Source organism: Methylobacterium soli (assembly GCF_008806385.1).
GTDB classification, from domain to species: domain Bacteria; phylum Pseudomonadota; class Alphaproteobacteria; order Rhizobiales; family Beijerinckiaceae; genus Methylobacterium; species Methylobacterium soli.
In genome coordinates, this window is sequence record NZ_VZZK01000032.1 from 21,147 (window position 1) to 44,584 (window position 23,438).

Here is a 23,438-nt window from a genome sequence, read left to right on the forward strand (position 1 = left end):
GCTCTGACCTCATCCAGGCACCCGTTCGCGTTGGCGACTGGGGCTGCAACGCCTTTCGCGCTCACGAACCTTGGTGTCCTCCAGCACGACCAAGAGTGAAGCCGCACTGTCGAACTCCAAAGCGCCGAGGCGCATGGCTCGCGTCACTGCAAAATCGTCACCGATCTGAAGGCTATCCAAAGCCGCAGTGACACGATGGGAGAGCACCCACAAAAGGTCGTGGATCTCGGCTCGCACGGCGTCTGGCGACCCGTGCGAGATGTCCTTGGGGAAGAAGCTCACTGCTTTCCTCCGCGCGTCCGAATTGCGTTCTTGATGATCTCGCCGTCAATCGTCTTTTGAATGCGATCCCACCAAGCAGCCTCCTGCTGAGAACCGAGCGCGCCAAGACATTCGAACAGCACGCCGTCAGGGGTGCCGGGGAACTCACTTTCTGCCGCATTATAGGCGTCGAGGCCCTGCCGCTCTGCCTCGGCCATGAACCGGATGATAGTGGCTTTGACTTCCGCCCTCAGCTTCTCACGACGAATTTCGGCGGCGCTCTTCTCGCGGAAAAGATCAAAATTATCGTTCTGCATGATCATTACCCCAGATGTGACTTGCAATGATGGCAGCTAACGGTTGGTTCAATCCGAACCGAAGGACTAGCCGTGAGGCTTGCAATGTGCTGGGGGCGGTGGCATATCTCTCAGTGCTGACTTGCCGGAAAGCATTCGAGAGACCCGTGTCGCCCCGCGATGCGGGTTTTTTCATGGCTCAAGCTACCTCCGGACGAGTAATCGCAGGCTGATCCAGCAGCCGTTCAAACGGCGCCACGGGTACTCTCAACAAGCGGCCAATCTTGATGGTCGGGATTTCACCGCGCTTGGCTGCCTCGTAGGCAGTGTTTCGACTAATCCCAAGCTGCCTTCCTGCTTCCTCGACGCTGATCGTTTTCCGATCGGATTGACCAAGCTCGTTCGGCTTCATGATCGTTCTCCGGAACTGTCTTACGTTGTGAAAGATGATAATAGATGATCCTTGACCATCGCAACCCGTGCGCGTACGATTTGTAAGATAGTTTTGGAGGGCGGTGGATGGGTAAACGTGGACCAATCCCAAAGGGTGAGTACGTTGGTCAGACAGCGGTCCTCTCGACCCGCATAACCCCTGATCTACGTGCGCTTCTTGAAGCTGAGGTAGAGAAAAGTGGAAAAACGCTTTCTCGCGAAATAGAGCATAGGTTGAGGCGCAGTTTTGTTGAGGACGATAAAATATCGGAAGCTTTTGGTAGCAGGCGCAATTATGCTCTGATGAGAACCATATCTATGGTGCTGGAATTCTGGCACAATCCATCGGACCTTCAGGCCGATTGGACAGAAGATCCGATTGCGTATGATCAGGTCTGTAAGAAAATTGATGGAGTTCTCAGAGCTATGCGGCCGACAGGCAGTTCCAACGAACTGTCTAGTGATGACCGTGTATTGGCGGATTTGTCGGTTCGGTCGCATCCCGCTGGAATTTTGGACGATGTGCAGCGAGCGGCTGCCGCGATTCCTCTGGGGGGCGGGAGGCGCAGCCGAGTTCTGTCAACGATCAAAAGCGATCTTGGCTCATTGATTGAGAGATCACAGACGCCGCAGGACAATTCAGAAATATGTTCTGCTGGAGGTGGGCAGCAGAAAGGGCAGTCAGATTCGTCTGTGATGAAAACCAAATCGAGAAAGAAATCGAAATGAAGGGTCACATCCGCGAGCGCTCGCCCGGCCGTTGGGCCGTCATCTTGGACCTGCGGGATCCCGACACAGGCAAGCGCCGGCGGAAGTGGCACTCTTTCACTGGCACGAAGCGGGAGGCGCAGAAGGAGTGCGCCCGCCTCATCACCGAGATGCAGGGCGGCGACTATGTCGAGCCGAGCAAGGAGACCCTGTCCCTGTTCGTTGATCGGTGGCTCGACCATATCCGCTCGCAAGTCTCGCCTCGCACGCACGAGCGCTACACCGAGCTGGCCAGGAAGAACGTCGTTCCCTTCCTCGGCAGCGCCGTCCTGACCAAGCTGCGGCCTGAGCAGATCTCTGCGGCCTATGCCAAAGCCCTCGTGAGCGGTCGCCGTGATGGTTCCGGCGGCCTCGCGCCCCGCACGGTTCATCACATGCACCGCATCCTTCGGCAGGCCCTCGGCCAAGCCGTGAAGTGGCGAATCCTCGCCCGCAACCCTGCGGACGCCGTCGATCCGCCGAAGGTCGAGCGTGCCAAGATGCGGGCCTTCGATGCCCACGAGACAGCCCTGCTGCTCGCCCACTTCCGGCCGACGCGCATGTTCATCCCCGTCGTGCTCGGCGCCCTCTGTGGACTGCGGCGCGGGGAGGTGACGGCCCTGCGCTGGCGAGCCGTGGACTGTGCAGCCGGGCAGCTCGCGATCGTCGAGAGCACCGAACAGACGACGCGTGGGACGCGATCGAAGGAGACGAAGAGTGGCCGGGCGCGCCGAGTCGCCCTGCCCTCGTTCGCCCTCGAGGAACTGCGCCAGCACCGTCTCCGGCAGGCCGAGGAACTGTTGAGGATCGGCGTTCGCCTGACCGACGACGCCTACGTCTTCGCCCAGGCGGATGGGTCGCCGGTCCAGCCCAACAGCCTCACCCACGAGTTCACGCGGATCCTGGCCCTGTCGACCGCCCTGCCCCGGGTCCGCTTCCACGATCTTCGCCACAGCCACGCGACACAGCTGCTCGCGAGTGGTATCCACCCCAAGATCGCGCAGGAACGCCTCGGGCATTCGAGCGTCGGCATCACGTTGGATCTCTACTCCCACGTGCTGCCGGGGATGCAGGAGGACGCTGCTGCGAAGGTTGACGCTGCCCTGCGGGCGGCCATAGACAAGGTCGCTGTCTGAAAGGGTAGCAAAGCGGTAGCAGAAGGCGATTTTCCAGTCTCTCGGAAGAGGGAAATTCGCTGGAGCCTGCAAAGGCTTGGAAGGGTGGCCGAGTGGTTTAAGGCAGCGGTCTTGAAAACCGCCGTGGGGGCAACTCCACCGTGGGTTCGAATCCCACCCCTTCCGCCAATTGCTCTCACAAGGCCCTGCAAACGCAGGGCTTTTTTCTTGGTAGACGACTTGATCCCCCAGTCAATCCCCCACTGATCCGTGGAGGCCACAGCCTGGCTCGGCCGTGGCTTCGGGGGATGATGTGGGCCTGTTGCCCGCTGATTCGCGTCTCAGGCCGATGCGGCCACGGTGTCGGCTACCTTTGCCTTACGCGCACCGAGCGGCTCTGGCTTGCCGGTGGTGGTATCCTTGGCGGTCTGGTGCTCCATCTCAGCGTTCACCTCGGCGCCGAGCAGGACGATGGTCGTCGAGATCCAGATCCAGGTCATGAAGCCGATCACCGCTCCCAACGAACCGTAGGTCTCGTTGTAGTTTCCGAAACTCGACACGTACCACGAGAACAGGGCCGAGACGGCGATCCAGAGGAAGGCGGCCACGCCGCTCCCCCACGTCACCCAGCGCCACTGCGCGGTGTCCCGGCTCGGACCGTAGCGGTAGAGCAGCGCGAGGCTCCCGAGCACCACGAGCAGCAGGATCGGCCAGCGCAGCAGCGCGATGACCCATTCCATCGAGCCGAGGTTCAGGAAAGCTAGGGCCGCCGGAACCACCACGATGCCGATCAGGGCCAAGACAACGAAGAGAAGCGCGCCGGCGGTGAAGGTGAGCGAGCGCAGGTTCAGCCAGATGAAGTTCCGTTTCTCCTTCTCGTCATAGACGATGTTGAGCGCGTCGAAGATCGCCTTCATGCCGCCGTTGGCGCTCCAGATCGACAGGAGGATGCCGAAGGCGGCGGTGAAGCCCAGAGTGCCGCCGCCCTTGGCGGCGATCCGTTTGACCTGCTCGCCGATGATGTCGAGGGCGCCGCTCGGCAGGATGCCCTGGAGGTTGGCCAGCTGCGCGTTGATGGTTCCGGGATCGGCGACGAGGCCGTAGATCGAGACCAGGGCGCCGATGGCTGGGAAGAGGGCGAGGATCGCGTAGAAGGTCACGCCGGCCGCGACGAGCAGCACGCGATCGTTCCCGAATTCTTGGATGACGCGCTTGCCGATGTCCCACCAGCCCTTGGCGGGGATTTCAGAAGGGCTCTCTGCCTTGCGACCTCGATCGGCTTGTGTGTCCGCGACGCGCTCGGCATCAGCACCCTCATGGGCTTTGGGACCATTCTCGCGCCCGAGTTGACCGCCGTCGCTTGCCTGTGAACGCGGAGCGTGACGACGCGGCAATGCCACAAGGCCGAGCAGGGCTGTGCCGAGGAAGATCGTCCACGCTGTCGAAGCCGCCCCTGATTGGGATCTATCTGGCGGTCCTGGAATGCGATCAGTCATGGGGCACCCCTGAGGTTACGCCTAAGCAGTCGCCTCGGCCGAGGATCCAACGTGTAATTGGCCCCTTTGTTGCCAGCGCTGACCATTAGAAGATCTACTTCTCAGTAGCCATAAGCCGAGGTGGGGCGGGGCAACAGATCCCCGGTAAACCCTCATGCAAGCGATTGCCAAACCAAAAAGAACCCGAAAAGAATTATTGTAAGTAGCAAAAAATTCGCTCCAAAGCTCCTTGTGCGTCTCTTCTGCAGGGCAATAAAAGTTCCTGCGAGAAGATTGAGTGCGATCAGGATGCAGACTTGGCTGAAGCTCATCTGGGCGACATAGTCTTGGTCCGCATGATAAGGAAAGCTGAGAAAATCTCCGCTAACAGCAGGCGCATGAGAAAGATGAGGGCGCCGTATCGTTGAATTCTAGATTGGAGCCGCGAAACTAGTTCGCTACAATGCGAGCAATGACACAAATAGTAGTACTTGCTAAACGATGCGTCTCGTTGGCGAATGCCTTCTTACTCGCACGAAAGCGCTCGCGCTTGAACTCGTCCGCTCAGCGCGAGCGCGCACGGTGTTCTAGTCTCGGCTGTGAAGCAGCCATCCAATTAGAAAGCCAGCAGCTCCGGCCGTTAGCAAACCAGCCAACGGAGAGGCCTTGGCATACTGCCCAACAGCGTCGACGCCTTGGCGGTAGGCACGCTCAGCGTCAGGGTAACTCTTGCGGCCCTTCTCCAAAGCGTCCTGCGCCACGCTGGAGGCTTGGTCAGCAATATCTCGGACGGCGTCCTTGGCTTGGCCGACAAGGTTTTCAGCCGTCCCTTTAAGCTCCGTCGCCTTGCCCTGGGCCTGTGTCTTTTGGTCTCCGGTGAGATCGCCGACCGCTCCCTCGACCTTGCCACCAACCTTCTTGGCCTCGCCGGTGATGCGATTCTCGTCCATCTGATCTTCCCTCCAGATCGGAAGCCATCACTACCTGGGCTTCTTTGCCCGGAGACAACGCGCTCGCCGCTCAGAACGTCGCAAGTTATCTGACTCAGATTGTTCGGGACGCATGGAGCCTCGCAGTGGGCAAATGGGACGCCAATGTAAAAAGCAGGCTTTCTGCTGCATTTCAGTGAAGGCTGCGGGTGTAAATAAGCCGCGAAGGTATTAGGATGAGCCTGCGTGAAGGGTGCTAATAGCTACCTTGCCACATACACTATGGCTCGTTTCGAACGTACACGGACGATGCCATGAGCCAACAACCCTCACCTATCCGCCTACTCCGCCGGCCAGCAGTCGAGACCATCGTCGGGCTTAAGCGCTCGGCCCTCTATAAGATGGTAGCCGACGGCCGCTTTCCGAAGCCAATCTCCCTATCGGATGGGAAGAACCCACCAGTTGCCTGGCTCGAGCACGAGGTTATGGCCTTCGTTGAGCAGCGGATCGCCAGGCGCGATCTGGCGGGGCCTCAGTGACTGGCTATAGCCGCGGCGAGCGCGATCTACGTTGGAAGGTGTCGAGGCCCTGCTCCGCGAAGCCGTGGTACCACTCGCACCTGAGGGGGATCACTGACTTCAAACTGTTGAGCAAAACGTTGAGCAAGGCGCCCTGCAATCTCTCAGTACTCAGCGCCAGCCCTTGATTTATATGGTGGGCCCAGCAGGACTCGAACCTGCGACCAAGGGATTATGAGGGAGTTGCTTTGAAATTTCAGGAAATTTCCTGATGTGCCAGAAGCCATAGAAATCAAGCATATACCCACTTTTATTGTCTCCTGAGTTTTCAAATGCTTTCCTTGTATTTCACTGAAGTGTTGAGCATAGTGTTGAGCATTTCAGAGGGTATTCTATGGCCGGGTATAGTGATTCTGCATTGCGTGGGTGGAGAAGGAGCGGCGTTATTCGAAAGGCAGGGGCGAAGGAGGCGGTGCCGGCTAGGACTTTGTCGGAGCGACTGCACGAACGCGGTGCAGGCAGCTTGATGCTTGAACGGCGTGAGACCGGGGCCGTTGAGGTCTACTTCGCCTGGCGCTCAGGTGGCCCGCAGAAGCGTGTAAAGCTCGGCGTGCTGTTCGACATCGCGCCAGATGGGAGCGAGCGAGGTATCGCGTTCTGGCGTGGCGAAGCAGGTCGGGTATCAGCAGAGGTGCGCGAACATGGCGGGGTGAAGGAGCGTGCTCAACACCAAGTTCAGCTGGCTCGTGCAGCTGAACGGCTGGCTGCGGAAGAGGCGGCGCGCGGCACCTTTCGACATTTGTTCGAGGACTACATCGACAACCGGCGCGGCAAAGCTCGCGACGATCAGATCGCGGAGTTTGGGCGGATACTGAAAGTCGACCTCGGAAAATTCCCCGCGATTTTGGATCTTCCCGCTAAGGACGTCCGACCCCATCATATTCGACAAGTTCTCGAGCCGATCTGGGCGCGTAACGCTCAAAGGCAAGCGGCAAAGGTGCGCAGCTTTCTCAGAGCCGCGTTCGCATATGGCCTGGCCGCCGAGTTCTCGTTGGGCCGGAGGAGCGGCAAAGCGTTCGGCCTAGAACAGAACCCGGTAGACTCGGTAACTGTGCCTGGAACCTCAAACCCTGGGACGCGCTCGCTATCTGAGGCGGAACTCTCTCACTTCTGGTTAACGATTGAAGGAGCGAATGGAGTTGGGCCCATAGTGGCAAAGCTTCTGAAGTTCGTCATCGCAACCGGCGGCCAGAGGATCGAGCAAGTTATGCGCGAGCCGTGGGAGAGCTTCGACGAGAAAGCGCGCACCATGCGCCTTATCGATGCAAAGGGACGTGGAGGAATTAGAAGAACTCACCTTGTGCCACTTTCCGATCGCGCCATCGAGATTTTGAAGGAGGTCCGAGAAATCAATGGTTCTCATCAGTGGCCATGGACCACAACCGGCCGGCAGACGATATCTGTGACGACACCGGTTCACAGCATAGACAAATGGTATGAGGCGAAAGGTGCGGTCGCTGGCGCGCAGATAGAGAGGTTTACTCCTCGCGATCTACGTCGGACTTGTTCGCAGATAATGCAGAGAGCAGGGGTAGACGATCTTGCCTCCGACCTTCTGCAGAGCCACGGCGTGGGCGGTGTGGTCACGAAGCACTATCGCAATGATCCGGCTGGCTACCTTCCTGCAAAACGCTCTGCGTTGGACGCCTTTGAGGTCAAGCTGGCGCAAATTCTGGCGAGAACACCAGCCTCTGAATGACCGTTTGTCGGGAAACGGAAGCGACCCCCGTTACTCATATTTGAATAACGGGGCAACGTTCAAGGTGGCTTTCAGAGAGTTGTGTATTTAAGTTCGAAAAACTCGCCACTAGTAACTCTCCAATCCGAGTGCATAATTCGCTTATCGAAGCTTTTGAGATGTCCCGAAAGTTCGAGAAATCTCCCTAGATCTCATTCGGTGCGAATATGAACACGACCAGCTTTGACGAATGGCAAGCTGCTGCCTTTTTCCACGAGCGATACAAAATCAGCAACACGACTTGGTGGCGGCTAAGTAAAACAGAGGACTTTCCTTCTCCTATTCGTATTGGGAGGCGGGTGCGTTGGAATGTTGCCGAATGCGACTCATACATTTTGAGCAACCGCAGTTAGTCGGGACATCAGTATACGAGCTGTCAGAACTTATTTGATCCGATCTTGGTCGATCGGCGAGATATCCGGCTCCGTTATGCGGCGCTGCGTATGGAACGCCTTCGGGCGTGCAGGCCAATCTCCCTGTCGACCAATCCATACGCAGCCTGCACCCTCATGGTCGAGGGTAGGAGATACCCGTGCTGAACCCCGCCCCGAATTCCCCTGAGCCTACCTACTCCGCACCCGGCATCAACGTGAACGTGCGTATCAATGGCGTGCCTGTCCCGCGGGTTAGCCCCGAAACACGTGCCCGCTGCCTGGTCTGGCGCGATGGTTACGTTATCGAGCCGAGCATCGCCGGCCTAGTTATTCGATGTGCCCACAGTGGCCGTGTGGTCGCGAGCGGCTTTGTTGGCTTCGAGTCCATCATTGCGGCCTACGAACACGGCGAGCTGAAAGGAGGTGCGCTATGACCGACTATCAGCTCAAGGCGATCGCGAATGCCGGCGCGCGCGGTGATATGGATGAATACCACAGGCTGCTAGGCGAACAGTATGCGAATGACTGGGCGCCCGGGCAGCTGAACCGGGCTGTCGAAACAGCCGAGCGGCACGGTTGTGTGCTAGAGCGCTCAGCTGACGGCCTTGGCGATGGGCCGCAGAACATGGGTGGGATCCGGATTAAGGAGCGGAAGTCTGGCCGCATCGTTGCGGGTCGCCAGTTTGAGTTCAAGCCGAGCGACGTCCTGGAGCACTTCGGGGAGGCGCCGTGAACACGCTGGCGGCCCTGTGCCGCGATCTCCGAGCCCTGACCCCCGCCGACGCCCTGATCGTCGCACTGACGCCGCTGGGCGCCTTCGCACTGGCCGTGATCGCCGTTTTTCCAGACCGCTACTTCGGCTGATGCTCCGGGCATGGAAAAAGCCGCCCGAGGTCACTGAACCTGGGCGGCTTTGATTGGCGGATGTGCATGACAACACCGCACTCCAATCCTGGAGTCACGACATTCTGCTGAGATCAAAAAAGCCCGCTCCAGGGTATGCCAACTGGAGCGGGCTTGAACCGTGCACCGAGGTGTCACGGGAACGAGGTTGTCGGAATGCCTTTCGACACAAGCATCCTCCCGTCACGACGCTCTCTCGCGAATCGCTATCTGGCTTTTCGAACAATCGAATTACCAGATGTGAACTCGCGTGAAGACCGCGCGAACACATCGAAATTTCCCATAAATAATTTTTTGCTCGGATTTGGCCCGCAATCATTGCGGCATTGATCAATTTTGATCAGCTGCTTTCATTGCAACCACCGTGCCAACTCTTGCAGCCGCCGCTCAATGGACGCTTTAATGGCTCCAAGACCCAAAGCGTCCCAACTTGAATGAGGGCAACCCAATGATCCAAATGCTGACCACCGCGAACGTGACCAAGATGCTGCGCATCAACCGCCATTCACTGATGAAAATTGTAGAGGCTGGAGGTTTTCCGCAGCCGATCCGGTTGAACGCCCGCACTTACCGCTGGAATGAGGAAACTGTGGCGTCGTGGCTTCGGGAGAAAGAGCAATGCTCGACAAAAACCAGCCAGGCCTAAACGCAAAAAAGGCCACCCTCCGACAAGGGCAGCCTTCTTTACCTAAAACCACTTCGGCGGACACCGAAATGAACACTTCAAATTTGCTGAACAAGCCCGACAATAATGACACCACAGACGCCGATGTGCAAGCCGTTTTGGCCCCGCTTGTCGGCATCATTGATCAATTTCAGCGTGTTCATTATCTTGGGCAGGTCGGCGAGTTCGACGTGATCGCCATTCGCCGCGAGCCTGAAGAGTTCGGCGCAAGTGATGCAGAGTTCCTGCGCGATGTGATCGCGTTTTGCGGCGGCGAAGAACTGGCGCTTTGCGAGGTGCAAGGTGCAGCCGGCTCCCGCTCGCTCCAGGTTGCTGGATCGTCGCGCGGTCTGACCAAGGCGCTCCGGACTGCACCTTCGGATGGTGTTGGCACTGGCCTCCGCGTTGAATGGATCTGCCCGGTGAGCGGCAATGCCTTCCCGGTCCCCACCCTGGGCCACCTGCTGGACGTGGTCAGCACCTTCGCACGCCGCGGTGTCGGCAAGGTGACTGCATGAACGCGCATGTCCCAGTCAATCATCAGACCGCAATGGATCAGCTGCTGTCCGCGATGGCTGCCCAAGGCATCGAGCCTGGCGAGCCATTGAAGGCCGATGGCAAACTCGAGCGCTTCCACGTCCAGGGCGACCGCAAGGGCAGCCTCAACGGATGGGCCTGCATTCACATGGATGCCCAGCCAGCTGGCCAGTTCGGCTGCAAAAAACGCCACGGCGAGCACAAGTTCTCCTGGCGCGCGGCCGGAATCACCAAGCCGATGACCCCGGCCGAGCGCAAGGCGCAGCAGGCGGAGTGGGATCGCAAGAAGGCTGAGAAGGCCGAGGCCGAGCGCAAGCGCCATGCTGACGCCGCGGTGCGCGCAAACGACATCTGGGCAGAAGCGACGCCGGCCAGCGATGACCACCCCTACTTGAAGCGCAAGGGCGTGAAGGCCCACGGCCTGCGCGTTGGCAAGTGGGAGTTCACCAATGAGGAGACCGGCGATGTCTTCATGTTGACGGACAACGCCCTCCTGGTGCCGATCGCCGACAAGAAGCGCCAGGTCCAATCACTTCAGGCCCTCTTCCCAGGCAAAATCCTCGGGAAGGGCGAAGGTGCACGAGACAAGGATTTCCTGAAGCACGGCGCCAAGCTTGGCCTGTTCCATGCGATCGGCCGTCCGCAGCCAGTCGACGGCCGTCCGGTCTATGTGATCGTTGAAGGCTACGCTACCGGTGCCAGCATCCACGAGGCTACGGGACACTTGGTGCTCGTGGCATTCGATACCAGCAATTTGCTACCGGTGGCTGAAGCCATCCGCGAGGCGAAGCCAGAGGCAATCATCGTCTTGGCGGCCGACAACGACCAGTGGACTACCAAGCCAGTCGCCAACCCTGGCGTGCACTTCGCTACCCGAGCTGCTGCTGCGGTCGGCGGCCTGCTGGCCATCCCGCCATTCGCAGCCGACGCCGAGGGGCAGCCCACCGACTTCAATGACTTGGTCGAGCACGCTGGCCGGAAGGCTGTGACTTCAGTGTTCGATGCCGTGCTGGCTGCTGGCGAGGTGCTGCGAAGTGAGCTCGAATGCGTCGTCGAGCCGGACGACGGTGTGGTTGACGACGCACCCCCATTCGAGGGTGAGCAGGCGATCGAGCCAGTCGGCACGGTCACAGAGCTGCTGACCTACGACGAGATCATTGAAGCAATCGTCGCCGCGCCAAACGAGAAGGCCATTCGCGACCTCGCCGAGACAATCAAGGCACAGCCGCTTGAGGTGACCGAGCTGGCGAGGGTCATGGACGCATACCGCAATGCGTTTCTAATGCTGACCGGTACCAGCCTGACCAAGGCAGAGGCCAAAAAGGCGCTTACCACCAAGCACAAGGCCAAGCGCCAGGCTGTCAGCGATCTGCCTGAATGGCTTGATGGCTGGGTCTATCTGACCAAGTGGGAGTGCTTCTACCATGTCGAGACTGGCCGGGCGATGAGCCGCGCTGCGTTTGATGCCGCTCACACCCGTTTCGTGCCGCCCACCGAGGAAGGAACCCAGCCGGCTGCGTCGAACGAAGCCCTGAACTTCTACATGATCGAGACGGCTGAGCGGACCATGTATCTGCCGTCTGCCGGCGCGCGCTTCGAGTTCGAACGCCTGCCAATTATCAACTCGTTCTCCGACACCATGCTGCCGCCTGCGGACGATGAGATCAGCGAGGCCGGCGCAAAGGCGATCGAGATCATCCAGAACCACCTGAAGATGATCCTGGGTGGCCGCGAGGAGCAGATCCAGCTGTTCACCGACTGGCTCGCCTTCCAGGTGCAGCACATCGGCGAGAAGGTGCGCTACGCACCACTGATCAAGGGCATCGAGGGCGACGGCAAAACCCTGATCAAGGACATCCTGGCGGCAGCGATTGGTGGCAGGAACATCCGCACTGCAGGCCCAGCAGAGCTGGCGAGCCAGTTCAACGGCTACGCGGAAGGTGCTGCCGTGGTCATGCTGGAGGAGATCCGCATGGTCGGCCACAACCGCCACGACGTATTGAACGCCGTGAAGCCGCTCATCACCAACGACACTGCCCCGATCGTCCGCAAAGGTCGCGACGGCTACGAAATCATCAACGTCACCAACTACATCGCCGTTACCAACTTCGCCGACGCGATCCCGATCAACGACAACGACCGCCGCTGGTGGGTGATCTTCACTCCCTGGTCGGCCAAGGCTGAGATGGCTGTGCGGATCGGTCGACCGCTGGCTGACTATTTCTGCGAGCTGCACGACGCCATTCGCAACAACGCCCCGGCAATCCGCCGCTGGCTGCTCAACTGGAAGATCAGTGACCAGTTCAACCCGAACGGCCACGCCCCGCACACCGAGGAACGCGACATCATGATTGGCGCGAGCAAGTCCGAGGAAGACGATGCGCTGCGTGAGCTGGTCGAGCGTGGCGGCATCGGTTTCAACTCCGACGTGGTGTTCGTGCCGAAGCTGCTGGAGGCGTACAACGCGCTCCTCCCATCCCACGAGGCCATCAAGGGTCAGTCGCTGAGTAACCCGCTGCGTAAGCTCGGATTGGTGAAGTGGAAGCGGATGCGCTGGAACGGCGAGTCACAGAATGTCTGGCTGCGCTCGCCGGTTGGGGCAACCGAGCTTTCTGTGCGCGCCATGCTGGATAAGACCCGCCTCGGCGAAGCGCTTATCGAAGACGACGATACACCTTTTTGATCAACTTACAGGGGCGCGGCGCGCCCCATTGGAGCACTTGTGAAAAAATCCACTGTCATCGCTGCGCCGGCCGGAAGCAAAGGTGTCATCTACCTGGATGATGGGCTGGTCTACCTGGACGACCTTGCCTTCATGATTGTCTGCGATGAGGGCCGCAGTGACCTGGACGATGAGCCTGCCATTTGCTGGTACACCGGTGGTTTCGACACCGCGCAAGCCTTCGTTTCACCGTCCGGCCGCGTCTACACGAAGGACTCGACCTTCCCGAACCTGGACAAGTACCTTGAGCATGAGCGGCTGACCCTCGACACTTTCAACTGACCGTCGCTCCGACCACCACAAGCCCGCCCAGTCGCGGGCTTTTTCGTGCCTGGCAATCGAGTGGCACCCCGGCGGCATGCTGGCTCAGGCCATGCCAAAGGCTGCCCGTTGGGCAAACGGCTCGCCATGGTGGTGCATGCCGGTCAGGCGTGGGCATGCAGCGAGACACGATGAGAAGTCGTAGCAATTCTCATTTAGACGGTTTTTGCTGTTCTGGACGGCCAACTCCCGTTCCAACTCATGGCCCTGTTCCAACTGTGTTCCAACTCATTTTGTCGGTTGGAACGTCGTAAGTGATTGTTGTGCAAGGGTTTATCGAGTTTCGTTCCAACTCGACGACTGTTCCAACTGGTTTCAGTCTATATAGGAATATTTTTCTCAAATGATAAATGATAATCATTCTGACAATGTGCAATCTCTCTCATGATTAGAACTTTGAAATAGTTGGAACAGTTGGAACAGAGTATGTAAAAGACTAGCGATTACAGGCACTTAAGGACGTTCCAACTCATTCGAAACGTTGGAACAGGGTTGGAACGCCTCACAAGGTTGGAACAGGCAGGCAGAAAAGTCGGCCCACGTGTCTGGCGACGGGGCTTTTCGCTCGTAAAATAACCATAGCGACACCGCCGGCATCCCCCAGCGCGATGTTCAGGGTGACAGGTGCCACGGTCTGCTGGCGTGACGCTACGATCAGGGGACATCCACCACGGGCCCTGCGAGGCCACAGCCATGACCGACGAAACCCAGAAACCAGCCCAGCCCCTGATCGAGGTCCGCCGTGAGACCGCACGAACCCTTTACGTCACGTCCCCAGCTACGCTGGCCGAAGTAGCCGCTCACGTCGATTGCAGCGAGCGCACGATAAAGCGCTGGAGCGCTGCGGATGGCGGCTGGAAGAAGCTTGGCGGCCCGAAGCTGACTGAGCGTGCCCACGAGATCGCCGATCGCATGGAGAAGGCTGCTGCCGAGCTGGAGGTAGCTCAGGTGCCGGTAGAGGAGCGGCCCTCCGCTATGGCGGAAGCGCGGGAGGACATTGCTGCTGATGATCGGGCCCAGCTGATCGTGGCACACCGCAAGCAGCTGAAGGTCGTGGACGGCCTACTGAGCGAGGCAGTCCGATCCAGGGACGACGGAGGTGCCCGGTTGGCTTGGCGCGTTGCTCAGACGCTCGCTATCAAGCAGCGCGCTGAGCGCTTGGCATGGGGACTGGATAGCGGAGAGCAGGCGCACACAGTCGTCATCGAGCGTGGGTCGCCCTATCAGGTCGATGCGCCCCACCGGCTTAGCATCGATTGAGGCTAACGCCCTCTCACGTCATAAGTGTAATTTGTGTCTGGCAGGACAAAATTCAGGGCCGGTGTGTAGCTATCGTCCCCCTTTGGGGGAAAGGGTGCGACCGGGTATGAGGTCTTGAGTGTGTCTTTGCCGGTCGTCGTGAGGTGGTAGAGCTTGAATTTACGCGGGTCCTCGATTCGGTTGTAATCTTCGTAGGTTCCGTCGTTCAGCTCTAGAGAGTCGCAGACCCAGGCCGTGAGTTCGCTCCCGCTGTCGCCCGTAAGGGATGATTTGTATTTTTGAACGATCGAATGGCAATCAAGTCCGAAGCCATACTTGATCAGGTTGTAGCCGAGCTTGACCTTGCCGCCGACCGGCTTCGCTTGCCAGAAGTCCCCATTCTTTTCGAACCTCGGCACAAGACCGGCGCGCTTGCCGTTGCAGTCGTGGCGCTCCTTTTCCGATGGGTCGTCGCAGGAAGTGCCGGAAATGAGAACCCACTCCGCCGTCGTCTCGGTCTTCAGGCAGGCGAGGACGTAACTGGAGAAGAAGCCGTGCACGTTGCCGCCCGTGTGGAGGTACTCGACGAGCTTGCCCGTGCCGCACTTGGCCATGTTGGTGTCCTGGGCGACCCGCATGTAGATTTCGCCCATGGCCTGGCCCTCCTGCGGGCAAAGGAGGCAGGCCGCCAACGCGACGGCCGGAAAGATCGTCCTCATAGAAATTCCTGCATGGCGTTGTGCGGCCTAGGTTGAGGTGCTTGAACCACATCCCGGCGCGCCGTGCCATCGCCACGGTGGGTTACGATCCCGGATTGCCACCAGGTCGACAGGCCTAAGTGTCTTGCCTTGCAGCTGACACTCAGGCGATCCGCACCGCTTCGGCCAGCAGCTGGTCAAGGGCCTGGCTGCAATCGACCTGGTTCATACGGCAGCCGCGGCTGTGCGCCCTCAGTGCATACGGCGTCCTGGGAGAAGCTCCTCGGTCACTTCTTGGCCGGTTTCTGCCTCTCGAACGGTAACCTTCACTCCTTCCAGCGTCAGGCGCTCGATATCGTCTGGAGAGACATACCGTTTCGCGGTGGCGTCGTAGAGCCGGCAGCCGCCATAGCGCTTGATGAGCCGGATGGGCTGATCTCTCTTCGTTTTCATTGCCGGTGAGGGCCCGCTCTCCGTCGCCTGCTCGATTGCCGAGTGCTGCATACTCTAGAACGGTTACAGACTGCTGTACCATCCAGCAAGGCGACGAATGCGTGTGAACGCATTTTGGCGATCGTCTGCGTGAGATCTTGGTCGACGATGGCCCCGCCATGCGCAGGAAAACGCCACATGGAAGCGGGTGGCGCAAAATGATGCTTGTTAGTCAGCGTACGGGAGAGCTAAAAGCCTGCACCCAAGACATAAAAAAGGCCGCCCCGGTGAGGGAGCGGCCCGAAGTCAAGGGAGGAAACGCCCAAGAAAGGGCTGCAGCCCAGCGACGCCATCGCCGTGCTGCATTGCAACAATGACAGCGTTGCGCGGGAGCGCAACCCTTTTCTGTTGCTGAGCGAAGCAGCCCGTGCGGCTGAGCACATGGGCGTGCTGCGGCGGCCCCTTCCCGTGATGGTGAAGCTCGACTGAGCTAATCCGCCGTAGCCCACTCGTCCTTGGCCTCGGCTTCAGTTCGGTTCAGCCGTACTTCGCCGTTCTCGACCGCGGCGATCGAGTCTATGTGGATGTAGTGGTGCTTTCCGTGCGCATCCGGGTCGGTTCGGGTGAGCTTGATGCGCTTGTCCTCGAGGTGATCCACCGTGCCGACATGGCCGCCGTCTGAGCCGACAACGGGCATGTGTTCCTGGATGCTGCTTGGATCGATCATCGCCGTGTCCCTCAGGCTGTTTTGCGGCTGCTCTTGCCCTTGTTGGCGGCCTCCGGAGCTCCGCCCTCGGAGCCTTCGACGTTGATGCGCTCTGCGATCTGCGAGAGCAGCTGGTCGGTCTTCTTCTCCTCCTGCAGAGTCTCATCGAGGAGCTTGGCGGCATCGTCGTAGCCGAGCTGGCTCGCCCAGGTCTTCAGGGTGCCGTAGCGGGCGATCTCATAGTGCTCGACGGCCTGCGCGCAGGCGGCCAGCACTGCGTCGGCGGCAGGGCTATCGCCGAAATCATCCATGTCCTCCTCCATCTCGGAGGTAATGCCCTGCATGGCCTCGCACGTCTTGGCGCGCGCCGGCTTGCCGATGATCTCGAACACCTGCGTCAGGCGCTCCACCTGGGTGGCACTTTCCTCGGCGTGAGTCTCAAACGCCTGGCGAAGCTCGTCGTGCTCGGCGGCTTTGGCTGACTTCTTCAGCGCCTTAACGGACTGTTTTTCAGCGTAATAGACGTCCTTCAAGGTCTCGTAGAAGGCGTCATGCAGGGTCTTCTGCTTGGCAGCCATGGCTGACATTCTCCTGAATATTTGCAGGTATGCGGGCGCAGCAGCGATCGCTGGCACCTGTGCTGTGAGAACGTGCCACTGGCGGATCAGGTCCGAAAATTATGTTGTGAAATCAACCGGACGAGCCAGGAACCAATCTCATTCAAGCTGACTCGCGAAGTCCGGATTCGCAGGCGCGGCTCGTCTCTGCCTGCACGTCTTATCGTCCTTGACCAAGGGGAACGTCGACAGTCACTCGCAACCCGTCCGGATCGTAGTCGATATTCACCTCGGCCCCGATCTGAGCCGTCAGCACACGGTTGAGCACGCGCGAGCCGAAGCCGTCTCTGGTCGGCAGGGCCACCGGTGGACCATCGTGCTCGTTCCAGATCCAGCGCAGTTGCTGGCCGGATGTCCCCTGCTCAAGCGACCAGGTCACCTCGATGCGCCCATCCGCGTGCGCCAGTGCCCCGTGCTTGATCGCGTTGATCGTCAGTTCGTGGAGGGCCATGCCGATCGGAACGGCCAACTCCGAAGGCAGCACGACCTGCGGGCCTTCAAGAGATAGCCGTCCGTCCTGCCGATCGTCGTAAGCCTGGAGTTCTGAAGCGACGAGTTGGCGGAACAGGACCGCCTGAGCCAGATCCTCGGTGATCATGGCGTGCGTTTTCGCGAGGGACGTGATCCGTCCGGTCAGCATCCGCGCAAAATCCGGAATGCTGACCGCCGAGCGCACGGTCGCGTTCAAGACTGCCTGAACGGTGGCGAGGGTGTTCTTGACGCGGTGGTGCAGCTCTCGGACCATCAGGATCTGGCGGTCCTCCGCGGCTCGCCGGTCCGTGATATCGCGCTGCGCCGAGATCCAGTGCGAGACGCTGCCGTCAGGGCCGCGTACCGGGGTGATCAGCCACTCGACGAAGTAGGTGGAGCCGTCCTTGCGGTAGTTCGTAGCCTCGCCCTGGAACGCCTCCCCGGCAATGAGTGCCTTACGCATCCTGTCGAGCACGGCGCGCTCCGTCTGCGGACCCTGCAGCAGGCGCGGCGTTCGACCGATCACATCCTTCAGCGTGTACCCGCTCATGCGCGTGAAGGCAGGATTGGCGTATTCGATACGTGGGCCGGGCTCGTCGAGTTCGGTCGAGGTGATGAGGATCGCTTCGTTCGTGGCTTCGATGGCCGCTTGCAGCAGCTTCAGATCAACAGCGGGGGATGGATCCGCATCCGCTGGAGGTACAACTCCACTGTCACCACCGAACAAAGACGTGTCCTCCAGAACCCATTGCTGCCGCAACAGCCCTCGACTTCATGCTCAAGCTGAAAGAGCGCGATTGCAGTCTGGCGGATTAACCTATGACGCTCGCGCTGGTTGCAGGGCGAGGCGTCGCAGGGAGCCGGGGATCAACCGCAAGGTGTAGGGCGCGAGCAGGGTGATGGGTGGCCAAGCTGGACGATTAGGATGGAACATTGCTCGCTGGTCAATTTGGCTCCTGAATAAATTCTTTTGCCCTAGGTACTGACGTAGGGCATAATGGGTCTACCCAAACTAACCGAGACCCATCGTATGACTGCCCCGAAGATTGCCCGCGTCTACCTCCGTGTATCCACCGACCAGCAGGACCTGGAGCGCCAGGAAGCCATCGTCAGCAGCGCAAGGGTCACAGGCTACTACGTGGCAGGGGTCTACCGAGAGAAGGCCTCAGGCGCTCGCGCAGACCGTCCTGAGCTGCTGCGCATGATCGCCGACCTGCAGCCTGGCGAGGTGGTGATCGCTGAGAAGATCGACCGCATCAGCCGCCTGCCTCTGCCCGAGGCCGAGAAGCTGATCGCCACCATCCGAGCCAAGGGTGCGCGACTGGCGATCCCTGGTGTGGTCGACCTGTCCGAGCTGGCGGCGGCATCTGAGGGTGTGGCAAAGGTGGTGCTGGAGAGCGTGCAGGACATGCTGCTGCGCCTTGCTCTGCAGATGGCGCACGACGACTATGAGACGCGTCGGGAGCGCCAGGAGCAGGGTATCGCCTTGGCCAAGCAGAAGGGCGTCTATAGCGGCAGAAAGGCGGACGCGCCTCGGCATGAGTTGATCCGTAGCCTCAGGGCCTCTGGTCACAGCATTGCTGACACCGCTAAACTGGCTAAGTGCAGCGCGAGCCTCGTCAAACTGGTGTGCAGGCCTGCTGGAGCGCGTCTTGGTTAGGGCACACCGACGGCGCCGGAACCGCCGCTTCTGACCCGATGCTGCCCTTCCGAATGTCTGCTCTTCGGCGGGTTAATAATTGTGGAGCGAGAGATTGCGATTTTACCGCATTTCTTTCACAAATTCTGGCTTGGTCGGGACATGCTTGAGGGCCTCCAGGACCAACGGGACCGTACAGGCCCGTTGGTAGCATCCCTCCGCGAGGGCGAGAAGCGTCTCCCTCCCCGCCTCAGTGGCCACGTCAAGGCCGACGTCCACCGCGTGCTCAGCCGAGGTGAGCGTGTCGATCCGGTAGTACCGGTCCTTCAGATCTTGCTTCAGCATAAAATCGACGAGTTGCTGCTGTACCCCGAACACCGTCGAGACCAGGCGCTCATTCGTGACCCACTCCGACTGACCGAATTCCGCGCCCAGGGATTTGGGTAGACCGAACCCGGTCGACGTCGTGCCGATGCTGAGGACCCGGACATCCTCCCGCTTTTGCCCCGCGAAGTGAATCGCCTCGTGCACGGCGCACGCGTCCGGCGAGTTGGCCACCAGCCCCCCATCGGCGTAGTAGCTCTTACCGACCGCCGCGAGCGGGAAGAACGTCGGCGCGGCAGAGGTGGCCATCGCGATTTCAAGAACCCGCCTGTGCTGGTCCATGGTCAGCGTCGGGTGGTGCGGGGTCTTGAACATCTGCACGCGTCCGTCGGTGATGTTGACCGCCGGCACCAGGAGCCGTGTCTGAGCGGCCCCGAGCAAGGTGTCCGCGCCGACGATTTCCTCCACGGTCCGCCGCAGAGCTTTGCCGTCGTACTTCGGCCCGCTCGTGAACGCGCGATAGCGGTCCCATTTGCCGAGGACCCCCTGACGGGGCGGAGGCCGCGGCGGGAAGATCGCCGCGCCGTTAGCAAGGAAGGCGTCGCGGATCGCCTCGGCGGTGTGCCCGAGGCCGAGGCCGAGCGCGATGATACCGCCGATCGATGTCCCGGCGATCAAGTCGAAGCACTGGCTGAGCGGCTTGCCGGCCTGCTTCTCCAGTCGGGTGAGCACCTCCGCTGTGAACAGTCCACGGTAGCCGCCGCCGCTGAGCGAGAGAATCTGGAACGTCATGGTGGACAATAACCGGAGCGGTTCTTGATCCGTTCCATCGTAGGGGCCATGTCCAAAACGTCTGTGGCCGAAGCGTATCAGGCTGCCATCGTCCTATCGACCGTCCCTGAGGAGCCTTTCGTGGCTGACGTCTCCAAGCTGTTGCACACCACCACTGATCCCGAGACGTTCCTCGTGAATCTCGATGCGGAGGTGAGCGATCTGAAAAGGGCGAAGCGGTTGATCCGCGCCCGGCTACGGCTTGCCTTCAGCTTGGCGTCGCGGGAGCGGTTCGATGTAGAGATCCAGCCGCGGTTCTTTACCCAGGGCAGCAGCAGCTACCGCACCCTCAACGACCCGGCCTGGCCCCCGAATCAGCAGAAGGACTTGGACGACGGGTGTTACCTGCCGCTGTCGTTCGTGCGTGGCGAGCGGCCCTCGAAGGCGGCGGAGCAGTTCTTCGAGTTCGTCGAGACAGTGTTGGGCGAGCTAGCTGAAGAGGAAGGTTGGACGCTCATTCAGAAGCCGACTTGCGTGCGCTTGGAAATCGCAACGGACGCCCACGTCGACATCCCGCTATACGCGATCCCCGACCATGATTTCGCGCTGCTCGAAGCCCGGGCCGAGCGGATGGAGAAAACTTACGACAAAGCCCCCGACCGCTGGGACGCGCTCCCGTCGGACGCGGTCCTGCTCGCCCACCGCGAAGAGGGTTGGAAGGCCTCCGACCCGCGCAAGATCCACATGTGGTTCATCGAGGCGGTCGACGACTACGGCGAGCGGCTGCGCCGCGACTGCCGTTATCTGAAGGGGTGGCGCGACCACCACCACCTTGACGACGACCACCTCTCGTCGATCCTGCTGATGGCCTGCGCGTGGAACGCCTACAAGGCCATCGGGAAACCCTTCCTGCCTACGCGCGAGGACGAACGCCTCCTGCGGATCGTTGAGCGGCTTCCGGCGATGCTGCGCGAGGATATGCCGAACCCGGCGTGCACGGAAGAAAACCTTAACCGCATGTCGACCGCCGAGCGGTCGCGGACGGCGATTGCGGCTGAGCGGCTTCGGGACCGCCTGAGAGAAGCGGTCGAAACCTGTGGTGAGCAGCGGCGCGCAGTCGATCTCCTGCGCGTCGCGTTTGGGACCCGGCTACCGGATCGCCCGGACCTCGTGAGCATCCCAGTGCGGGCTGAGGCGACCGTGGCGGCGCAGCCGAAGAAATACGTAGCCGCCCCCGTGGTTGGGCGGTCGCAAAGTGGCTGACGCAAGCGCCGCAGCACGGACCGCAGTCCACGACGCCCTGGGGCAGCGCGGTTTCACCCCGGCAGCCTCGGCGTCCGGGACGGCACTCTTCTCTGGGGTCCTCGACCCCAACGTGCTCGGGATCCCGACCACCATCGCGGTCGACGACCTGGACTTCGTTGCCTACCCGCGAATCCAAATCGAGCCCGGCTTCCATATGCCGGAGCGCACGCTGCCCCACCTACTCGGCGTCAACCGCTCCCTCTGCTACTACGGCAAGGGGAGCGTGATCCTTGATCGGTACGACCCTGGCGGCACCGTCCTGCAGTGCCTTGAGCAGGCCGAGGCGGTCTTACGTGATGCAGTCGCGGGCCGCTCGGACGACGACTTCGCCGACGAGTTCCAGGCCTACTGGGGCGGCACCTTCGCCTACGTCGATCTGCCGATCGGCCACATCGGCCCGGCTCGCCTCTGCCGTACGACGCTCGACCGCGGGAACCGGACCCCGCTTGTGGCGACCACTGGGCGCTCGTGGTTCATGGCTCGAACAGAGCGCGCGCGCCGCCGGTCTGACGCAGGCGAACCGCTGGCTGTGGTCACCGTCGACCAGCCCTTGACCTTCGCCGCGACCGAGGCTTGGCCGCCGGAAACCCTCCCCGATCTCAACCGGTGGCTCGAGCGCGCTGCGCCGGGCGTGGTTGGGGTGGTGGAGGAAGTGCTCCGCACGCGGCCAGGCACCAGTGCTGCGGTCCTGATCCGCGCGCCCAACGGCCTGTACTGCTTTAGGGTCAAAGTCCCGCTCCAGCTGCGCAGGCCCGAGTTCCTTGAAATTCGGCGGATGCGGCTGCCGGAGGTGATGGCACGCCAGCTCACCCCAACGCCAATCGAGCGTTCCGTCGGTGTCCGCGCGGACGCAGAGTACCTATTTGGGCGGAATCTCGGGCGCATGCGCAACCTCTCCGGCAAGAAAATCCTGCTTGCAGGCTGTGGCACTATCGGCGGATTCCTCGCCCAACAGCTCGCCCAGTGCGGGGCCGGGGCCGGCAAAGGGACCCTCGCGCTGACTGACACCGATATCCTCTCCACCGGCAACCTCGGGCGGCACCTCCTCGGCGTGCCCTACCTCGGCCGGAATAAAGCGGAGGCGTGCGCGGCCTTCCTCAAGGAACAGCTACCGCCTCTGGCGATCGAGGGTCACGCCTGCGACGTCCGCGAACTGGACCTGCGCCGAGAGAGCTACGATCTCATTATTGACGCCACGGGCGAAGAGGCCCTGTCGCTCGCGCTTAACGAGCGCGCAGTCCGGACTCGGCCCACGACGCCGCCACACCTGTTCGTCTGGCTGGTCGCCAACGGTGCGGCCGCCCAGTGCCTCCTGACCGGCGAGGCTGAACGGGCCTGCCTCAAGTGCCTCAAACCGGCGCTCGCCGGTCCGCCCCGCTTCCCAGTGCTGCGCGATGGCGTCGAGGTCGAAACGATGGCCAACGTCTCATGCGGTGACGCGGACTACGTCCCATTTCCGGTCTCCCGGTCGGTCGCCGCGGCAGCGCTGGCCTGCGATCTCGCGATCGACTGGGCGAACGGCGACCCCGGCGACCGCTTCCGGACGATCCTCCTCGACGTGCGCCGTGCGCTCCCAGTCCCGAACGGTAATCCAGGCCCGGACGAGGCTTGCCCGGCCTGTCGGGCCGGCGCGTGATCCTGCGGTTCAGTGCCGACGGGTTAGTCCTGCTCGCTCCCGCAGTTGAGGCTACCATTGCCCGCTTCGTGTCCGATGCCGAGATCGGGCTGGAAGCCGGGGGCATCTTCGTCGGCAGCCACCGCGGACCGCACATTGAGATCACCATATGCACGACACCGCTGCCCCGCGACCTGCGGCGACCGACCCTTTTCGACCGCCGGGACCCTGGCCACCACGCGGCAGCCCTCGACGCCTGGAGGCGTAGTGGGGGTACCGACACCTACGTCGGCGAGTGGCACACGCATCCCGTCGACAACCCGCAGCCGTCGGCGCTGGACCTTCGAACGTGGAGGGGGATCATGGGGCGCGTCGCCGACCCGGTGGTCTTTCTCATCGTCGGGCGCCGGTCGGTTTGGTGCGCGCACGGACACAGGGGCGAACTCTGTGAGGCCGTGCCCTTCGACGCCCCGTAACGAGATCTGGGTCGATGCCCAGCTCTCACTGAACCGGTACGGTAAGTTGGGTA

General features: G+C 61.0%; 27 protein-coding genes and 1 tRNA gene. 17 read left to right on the top strand and 11 right to left on the bottom strand.

Translation table 11 applies throughout. From position 1 onward, the window contains the following. Positions 1 to 9 precede the first annotated feature (9 nt). The 3 genes from F6X53_RS24100 to F6X53_RS24110 form a co-directional block, all read right to left on the bottom strand. A complete protein-coding gene (locus tag F6X53_RS24100) occupies positions 10 to 282 on the bottom strand; it encodes a hypothetical protein (RefSeq protein ID WP_151003081.1) in 273 nt (90 codons plus the stop codon). Continuing rightward, entirely contained in the window at positions 279 to 578 is a 300-nt protein-coding gene (locus tag F6X53_RS24105; protein ID WP_151003083.1) for a hypothetical protein, read from the bottom strand. The genes F6X53_RS24100 and F6X53_RS24105 overlap by 4 nt, the downstream gene beginning before the upstream one ends. Before the next feature lie 178 nt (positions 579 to 756). Then, positions 757 to 969 carry a helix-turn-helix domain-containing protein gene (locus F6X53_RS24110; RefSeq protein ID WP_151003085.1) on the bottom strand — a complete coding sequence of 71 codons (213 nt, stop codon included), beginning with the start codon at positions 967 to 969 and terminating at the stop codon, positions 757 to 759. Positions 970 to 1,076: 107 nt separating this feature from the next. Between F6X53_RS24110 and F6X53_RS24115 the strand changes: the two genes are divergently transcribed. The 3 genes from F6X53_RS24115 to F6X53_RS24125 all read left to right on the top strand — a co-directional run bounded on the left by F6X53_RS24115 (position 1,077) and on the right by F6X53_RS24125 (position 3,040). After that, positions 1,077 to 1,718 (top strand): hypothetical protein, encoded by a 642-nt coding sequence (locus F6X53_RS24115; RefSeq protein WP_151003087.1) that lies wholly within the window; start codon positions 1,077 to 1,079, stop codon positions 1,716 to 1,718. Beyond that, a complete protein-coding gene (locus F6X53_RS24120) occupies positions 1,715 to 2,872 on the top strand; it encodes a tyrosine-type recombinase/integrase (RefSeq protein WP_151003089.1) in 1,158 nt (385 codons plus the stop codon). Before F6X53_RS24115 ends, F6X53_RS24120 begins: the two co-directional genes overlap by 4 nt. Positions 2,873 to 2,950: 78 nt before the next feature. Beyond that, positions 2,951 to 3,040 (top strand) — tRNA-Ser (locus F6X53_RS24125). Between the two features lie 152 nt (positions 3,041 to 3,192). Here the strand turns inward: F6X53_RS24125 and F6X53_RS24130 are convergent. Then, positions 3,193 to 4,347, bottom strand: coding sequence for a YihY/virulence factor BrkB family protein (locus F6X53_RS24130; RefSeq protein WP_151003091.1), 1,155 nt, complete (start codon positions 4,345 to 4,347; stop codon positions 3,193 to 3,195). A gap of 566 nt (positions 4,348 to 4,913) precedes the next feature. Beyond that, positions 4,914 to 5,276, bottom strand: a complete 363-nt coding sequence (locus tag F6X53_RS24135) for a CsbD family protein (RefSeq protein ID WP_151003093.1) — start codon at positions 5,274 to 5,276, stop codon at positions 4,914 to 4,916. Between the two features lie 293 nt (positions 5,277 to 5,569). On the opposite strand from F6X53_RS24135, the gene F6X53_RS34060 reads away from it, so the two are divergent. The 10 genes from F6X53_RS34060 to F6X53_RS24180 all read left to right on the top strand — a co-directional run bounded on the left by F6X53_RS34060 (position 5,570) and on the right by F6X53_RS24180 (position 14,352). Then, positions 5,570 to 5,794 carry a helix-turn-helix transcriptional regulator gene (locus F6X53_RS34060; protein WP_151003095.1) on the top strand — a complete coding sequence of 75 codons (225 nt, stop codon included), beginning with the start codon at positions 5,570 to 5,572 and terminating at the stop codon, positions 5,792 to 5,794. A 505-nt stretch (positions 5,795 to 6,299) separates the two neighbouring features. Beyond that, on the top strand, positions 6,300 to 7,532 hold the full coding sequence (locus tag F6X53_RS24145; RefSeq protein WP_210386407.1) for a tyrosine-type recombinase/integrase: 1,233 nt from the start codon (positions 6,300 to 6,302) through the stop codon (positions 7,530 to 7,532). Positions 7,533 to 8,103: 571 nt separating this feature from the next. Next, positions 8,104 to 8,379 carry a hypothetical protein gene (locus F6X53_RS24150; protein WP_151003099.1) on the top strand — a complete coding sequence of 92 codons (276 nt, stop codon included), beginning with the start codon at positions 8,104 to 8,106 and terminating at the stop codon, positions 8,377 to 8,379. Further along, on the top strand, positions 8,376 to 8,678 hold the full coding sequence (locus F6X53_RS24155) for a hypothetical protein (RefSeq protein WP_151003101.1): 303 nt from the start codon (positions 8,376 to 8,378) through the stop codon (positions 8,676 to 8,678). Before F6X53_RS24150 ends, F6X53_RS24155 begins: the two co-directional genes overlap by 4 nt. After that, positions 8,675 to 8,809 (top strand): hypothetical protein, encoded by a 135-nt coding sequence (locus F6X53_RS33745; protein ID WP_280526064.1) that lies wholly within the window; start codon positions 8,675 to 8,677, stop codon positions 8,807 to 8,809. The genes F6X53_RS24155 and F6X53_RS33745 overlap by 4 nt, the downstream gene beginning before the upstream one ends. 496 nt (positions 8,810 to 9,305) lie before the next feature. Continuing rightward, positions 9,306 to 9,494 carry a helix-turn-helix transcriptional regulator gene (locus F6X53_RS24160; RefSeq protein ID WP_191970972.1) on the top strand — a complete coding sequence of 63 codons (189 nt, stop codon included), beginning with the start codon at positions 9,306 to 9,308 and terminating at the stop codon, positions 9,492 to 9,494. Further along, positions 9,467 to 10,030 (top strand): hypothetical protein, encoded by a 564-nt coding sequence (locus F6X53_RS24165; protein ID WP_151003105.1) that lies wholly within the window; start codon positions 9,467 to 9,469, stop codon positions 10,028 to 10,030. The genes F6X53_RS24160 and F6X53_RS24165 overlap by 28 nt, the downstream gene beginning before the upstream one ends. Further along, positions 10,027 to 12,732 carry a DUF5906 domain-containing protein gene (locus tag F6X53_RS24170; RefSeq protein ID WP_191970973.1) on the top strand — a complete coding sequence of 902 codons (2,706 nt, stop codon included), beginning with the start codon at positions 10,027 to 10,029 and terminating at the stop codon, positions 12,730 to 12,732. Before F6X53_RS24165 ends, F6X53_RS24170 begins: the two co-directional genes overlap by 4 nt. A 39-nt stretch (positions 12,733 to 12,771) precedes the next feature. Further along, a complete protein-coding gene (locus F6X53_RS24175) occupies positions 12,772 to 13,053 on the top strand; it encodes a hypothetical protein (RefSeq protein ID WP_151003109.1) in 282 nt (93 codons plus the stop codon). Between the two features lie 732 nt (positions 13,054 to 13,785). Continuing rightward, a complete protein-coding gene (locus F6X53_RS24180; protein WP_151003111.1) occupies positions 13,786 to 14,352 on the top strand; it encodes a hypothetical protein in 567 nt (188 codons plus the stop codon). A 2-nt stretch (positions 14,353 to 14,354) separates the two neighbouring features. Here F6X53_RS24180 and F6X53_RS24185 read toward each other — a convergent pair whose 3' ends face one another. From F6X53_RS24185 to F6X53_RS24205, 5 genes are all read right to left on the bottom strand, one after another. Continuing rightward, positions 14,355 to 15,050 (bottom strand): hypothetical protein, encoded by a 696-nt coding sequence (locus F6X53_RS24185; protein ID WP_151003113.1) that lies wholly within the window; start codon positions 15,048 to 15,050, stop codon positions 14,355 to 14,357. 231 nt (positions 15,051 to 15,281) lie between these two features. Continuing rightward, entirely contained in the window at positions 15,282 to 15,533 is a 252-nt protein-coding gene (locus F6X53_RS24190; RefSeq protein ID WP_238296139.1) for a polyhydroxyalkanoate synthesis regulator DNA-binding domain-containing protein, read from the bottom strand. Between the two features lie 418 nt (positions 15,534 to 15,951). Further along, positions 15,952 to 16,188 carry a DUF2171 domain-containing protein gene (locus F6X53_RS24195; RefSeq protein ID WP_151003115.1) on the bottom strand — a complete coding sequence of 79 codons (237 nt, stop codon included), beginning with the start codon at positions 16,186 to 16,188 and terminating at the stop codon, positions 15,952 to 15,954. Positions 16,189 to 16,199: 11 nt separating this feature from the next. After that, a complete protein-coding gene (locus tag F6X53_RS24200; RefSeq protein WP_151003117.1) occupies positions 16,200 to 16,745 on the bottom strand; it encodes a YciE/YciF ferroxidase family protein in 546 nt (181 codons plus the stop codon). Between the two features lie 199 nt (positions 16,746 to 16,944). Further along, positions 16,945 to 18,015 (bottom strand): HWE histidine kinase domain-containing protein, encoded by a 1,071-nt coding sequence (locus F6X53_RS24205; protein WP_306426581.1) that lies wholly within the window; start codon positions 18,013 to 18,015, stop codon positions 16,945 to 16,947. Between the two features lie 270 nt (positions 18,016 to 18,285). Here F6X53_RS24205 and F6X53_RS24210 point away from each other — a divergent pair, with 270 nt between their 5' ends. Beyond that, complete coding sequence (locus F6X53_RS24210) at positions 18,286 to 18,915, top strand: recombinase family protein (protein ID WP_151003119.1); 630 nt, start codon at positions 18,286 to 18,288, stop codon at positions 18,913 to 18,915. A 102-nt stretch (positions 18,916 to 19,017) separates the two neighbouring features. Here the strand turns inward: F6X53_RS24210 and F6X53_RS24215 are convergent, their stop codons facing one another. Next, positions 19,018 to 20,010, bottom strand: a complete 993-nt coding sequence (locus F6X53_RS24215; RefSeq protein ID WP_151003121.1) for a CBASS cGAMP-activated phospholipase — start codon at positions 20,008 to 20,010, stop codon at positions 19,018 to 19,020. A 120-nt stretch (positions 20,011 to 20,130) separates the two neighbouring features. Between F6X53_RS24215 and F6X53_RS24220 the strand changes: the two genes are divergently transcribed. The 3 genes from F6X53_RS24220 to F6X53_RS24230 all read left to right on the top strand — a co-directional run bounded on the left by F6X53_RS24220 (position 20,131) and on the right by F6X53_RS24230 (position 23,385). After that, on the top strand, positions 20,131 to 21,252 hold the full coding sequence (locus tag F6X53_RS24220; protein ID WP_151003123.1) for a CBASS cGAMP synthase: 1,122 nt from the start codon (positions 20,131 to 20,133) through the stop codon (positions 21,250 to 21,252). Between the two features lie 112 nt (positions 21,253 to 21,364). Then, positions 21,365 to 22,930 (top strand): ThiF family adenylyltransferase, encoded by a 1,566-nt coding sequence (locus F6X53_RS24225; protein ID WP_191970974.1) that lies wholly within the window; start codon positions 21,365 to 21,367, stop codon positions 22,928 to 22,930. Continuing rightward, entirely contained in the window at positions 22,927 to 23,385 is a 459-nt protein-coding gene (locus tag F6X53_RS24230) for a Mov34/MPN/PAD-1 family protein (protein WP_191970975.1), read from the top strand. The genes F6X53_RS24225 and F6X53_RS24230 overlap by 4 nt, the downstream gene beginning before the upstream one ends. Positions 23,386 to 23,438 lie beyond the last annotated feature (53 nt).

Excerpts from the sequence above, each read along its gene's own strand:
- F6X53_RS24110 (WP_151003085.1), bottom strand. The coding sequence starts at position 969 with ATGAAGCCGAACGAGCTTGGTCAATCCGATCGGAAAACGATCAGCGTC.
- F6X53_RS24155 (WP_151003101.1), top strand. The coding sequence starts at position 8,376 with ATGACCGACTATCAGCTCAAGGCGATCGCGAATGCCGGCGCGCGCGGT.
- F6X53_RS24105 (WP_151003083.1), bottom strand. The coding sequence starts at position 578 with ATGCAGAACGATAATTTTGATCTTTTCCGCGAGAAGAGCGCCGCCGAA.
- F6X53_RS24190 (WP_238296139.1), bottom strand. The coding sequence starts at position 15,533 with ATGCAGCACTCGGCAATCGAGCAGGCGACGGAGAGCGGGCCCTCACCG.
- F6X53_RS24185 (WP_151003113.1), bottom strand. The coding sequence starts at position 15,050 with ATGAGGACGATCTTTCCGGCCGTCGCGTTGGCGGCCTGCCTCCTTTGC.
- F6X53_RS24130 (WP_151003091.1), bottom strand. The coding sequence starts at position 4,347 with ATGACTGATCGCATTCCAGGACCGCCAGATAGATCCCAATCAGGGGCG.
- F6X53_RS24120 (WP_151003089.1), top strand. The coding sequence starts at position 1,715 with ATGAAGGGTCACATCCGCGAGCGCTCGCCCGGCCGTTGGGCCGTCATC.
- F6X53_RS24215 (WP_151003121.1), bottom strand. The coding sequence starts at position 20,010 with ATGACGTTCCAGATTCTCTCGCTCAGCGGCGGCGGCTACCGTGGACTG.
- F6X53_RS24180 (WP_151003111.1), top strand. The coding sequence starts at position 13,786 with ATGACCGACGAAACCCAGAAACCAGCCCAGCCCCTGATCGAGGTCCGC.
- F6X53_RS24195 (WP_151003115.1), bottom strand. The coding sequence starts at position 16,188 with ATGATCGATCCAAGCAGCATCCAGGAACACATGCCCGTTGTCGGCTCA.
- F6X53_RS34060 (WP_151003095.1), top strand. The coding sequence starts at position 5,570 with ATGAGCCAACAACCCTCACCTATCCGCCTACTCCGCCGGCCAGCAGTC.
- F6X53_RS24170 (WP_191970973.1), top strand. The coding sequence starts at position 10,027 with ATGAACGCGCATGTCCCAGTCAATCATCAGACCGCAATGGATCAGCTG.
- F6X53_RS24165 (WP_151003105.1), top strand. The coding sequence starts at position 9,467 with ATGCTCGACAAAAACCAGCCAGGCCTAAACGCAAAAAAGGCCACCCTC.
- F6X53_RS24115 (WP_151003087.1), top strand. The coding sequence starts at position 1,077 with ATGGGTAAACGTGGACCAATCCCAAAGGGTGAGTACGTTGGTCAGACA.
- F6X53_RS24145 (WP_210386407.1), top strand. The coding sequence starts at position 6,300 with ATGCTTGAACGGCGTGAGACCGGGGCCGTTGAGGTCTACTTCGCCTGG.
- F6X53_RS24160 (WP_191970972.1), top strand. The coding sequence starts at position 9,306 with ATGCTGACCACCGCGAACGTGACCAAGATGCTGCGCATCAACCGCCAT.
- F6X53_RS24200 (WP_151003117.1), bottom strand. The coding sequence starts at position 16,745 with ATGGCTGCCAAGCAGAAGACCCTGCATGACGCCTTCTACGAGACCTTG.
- F6X53_RS24210 (WP_151003119.1), top strand. The coding sequence starts at position 18,286 with ATGACTGCCCCGAAGATTGCCCGCGTCTACCTCCGTGTATCCACCGAC.
- F6X53_RS24135 (WP_151003093.1), bottom strand. The coding sequence starts at position 5,276 with ATGGACGAGAATCGCATCACCGGCGAGGCCAAGAAGGTTGGTGGCAAG.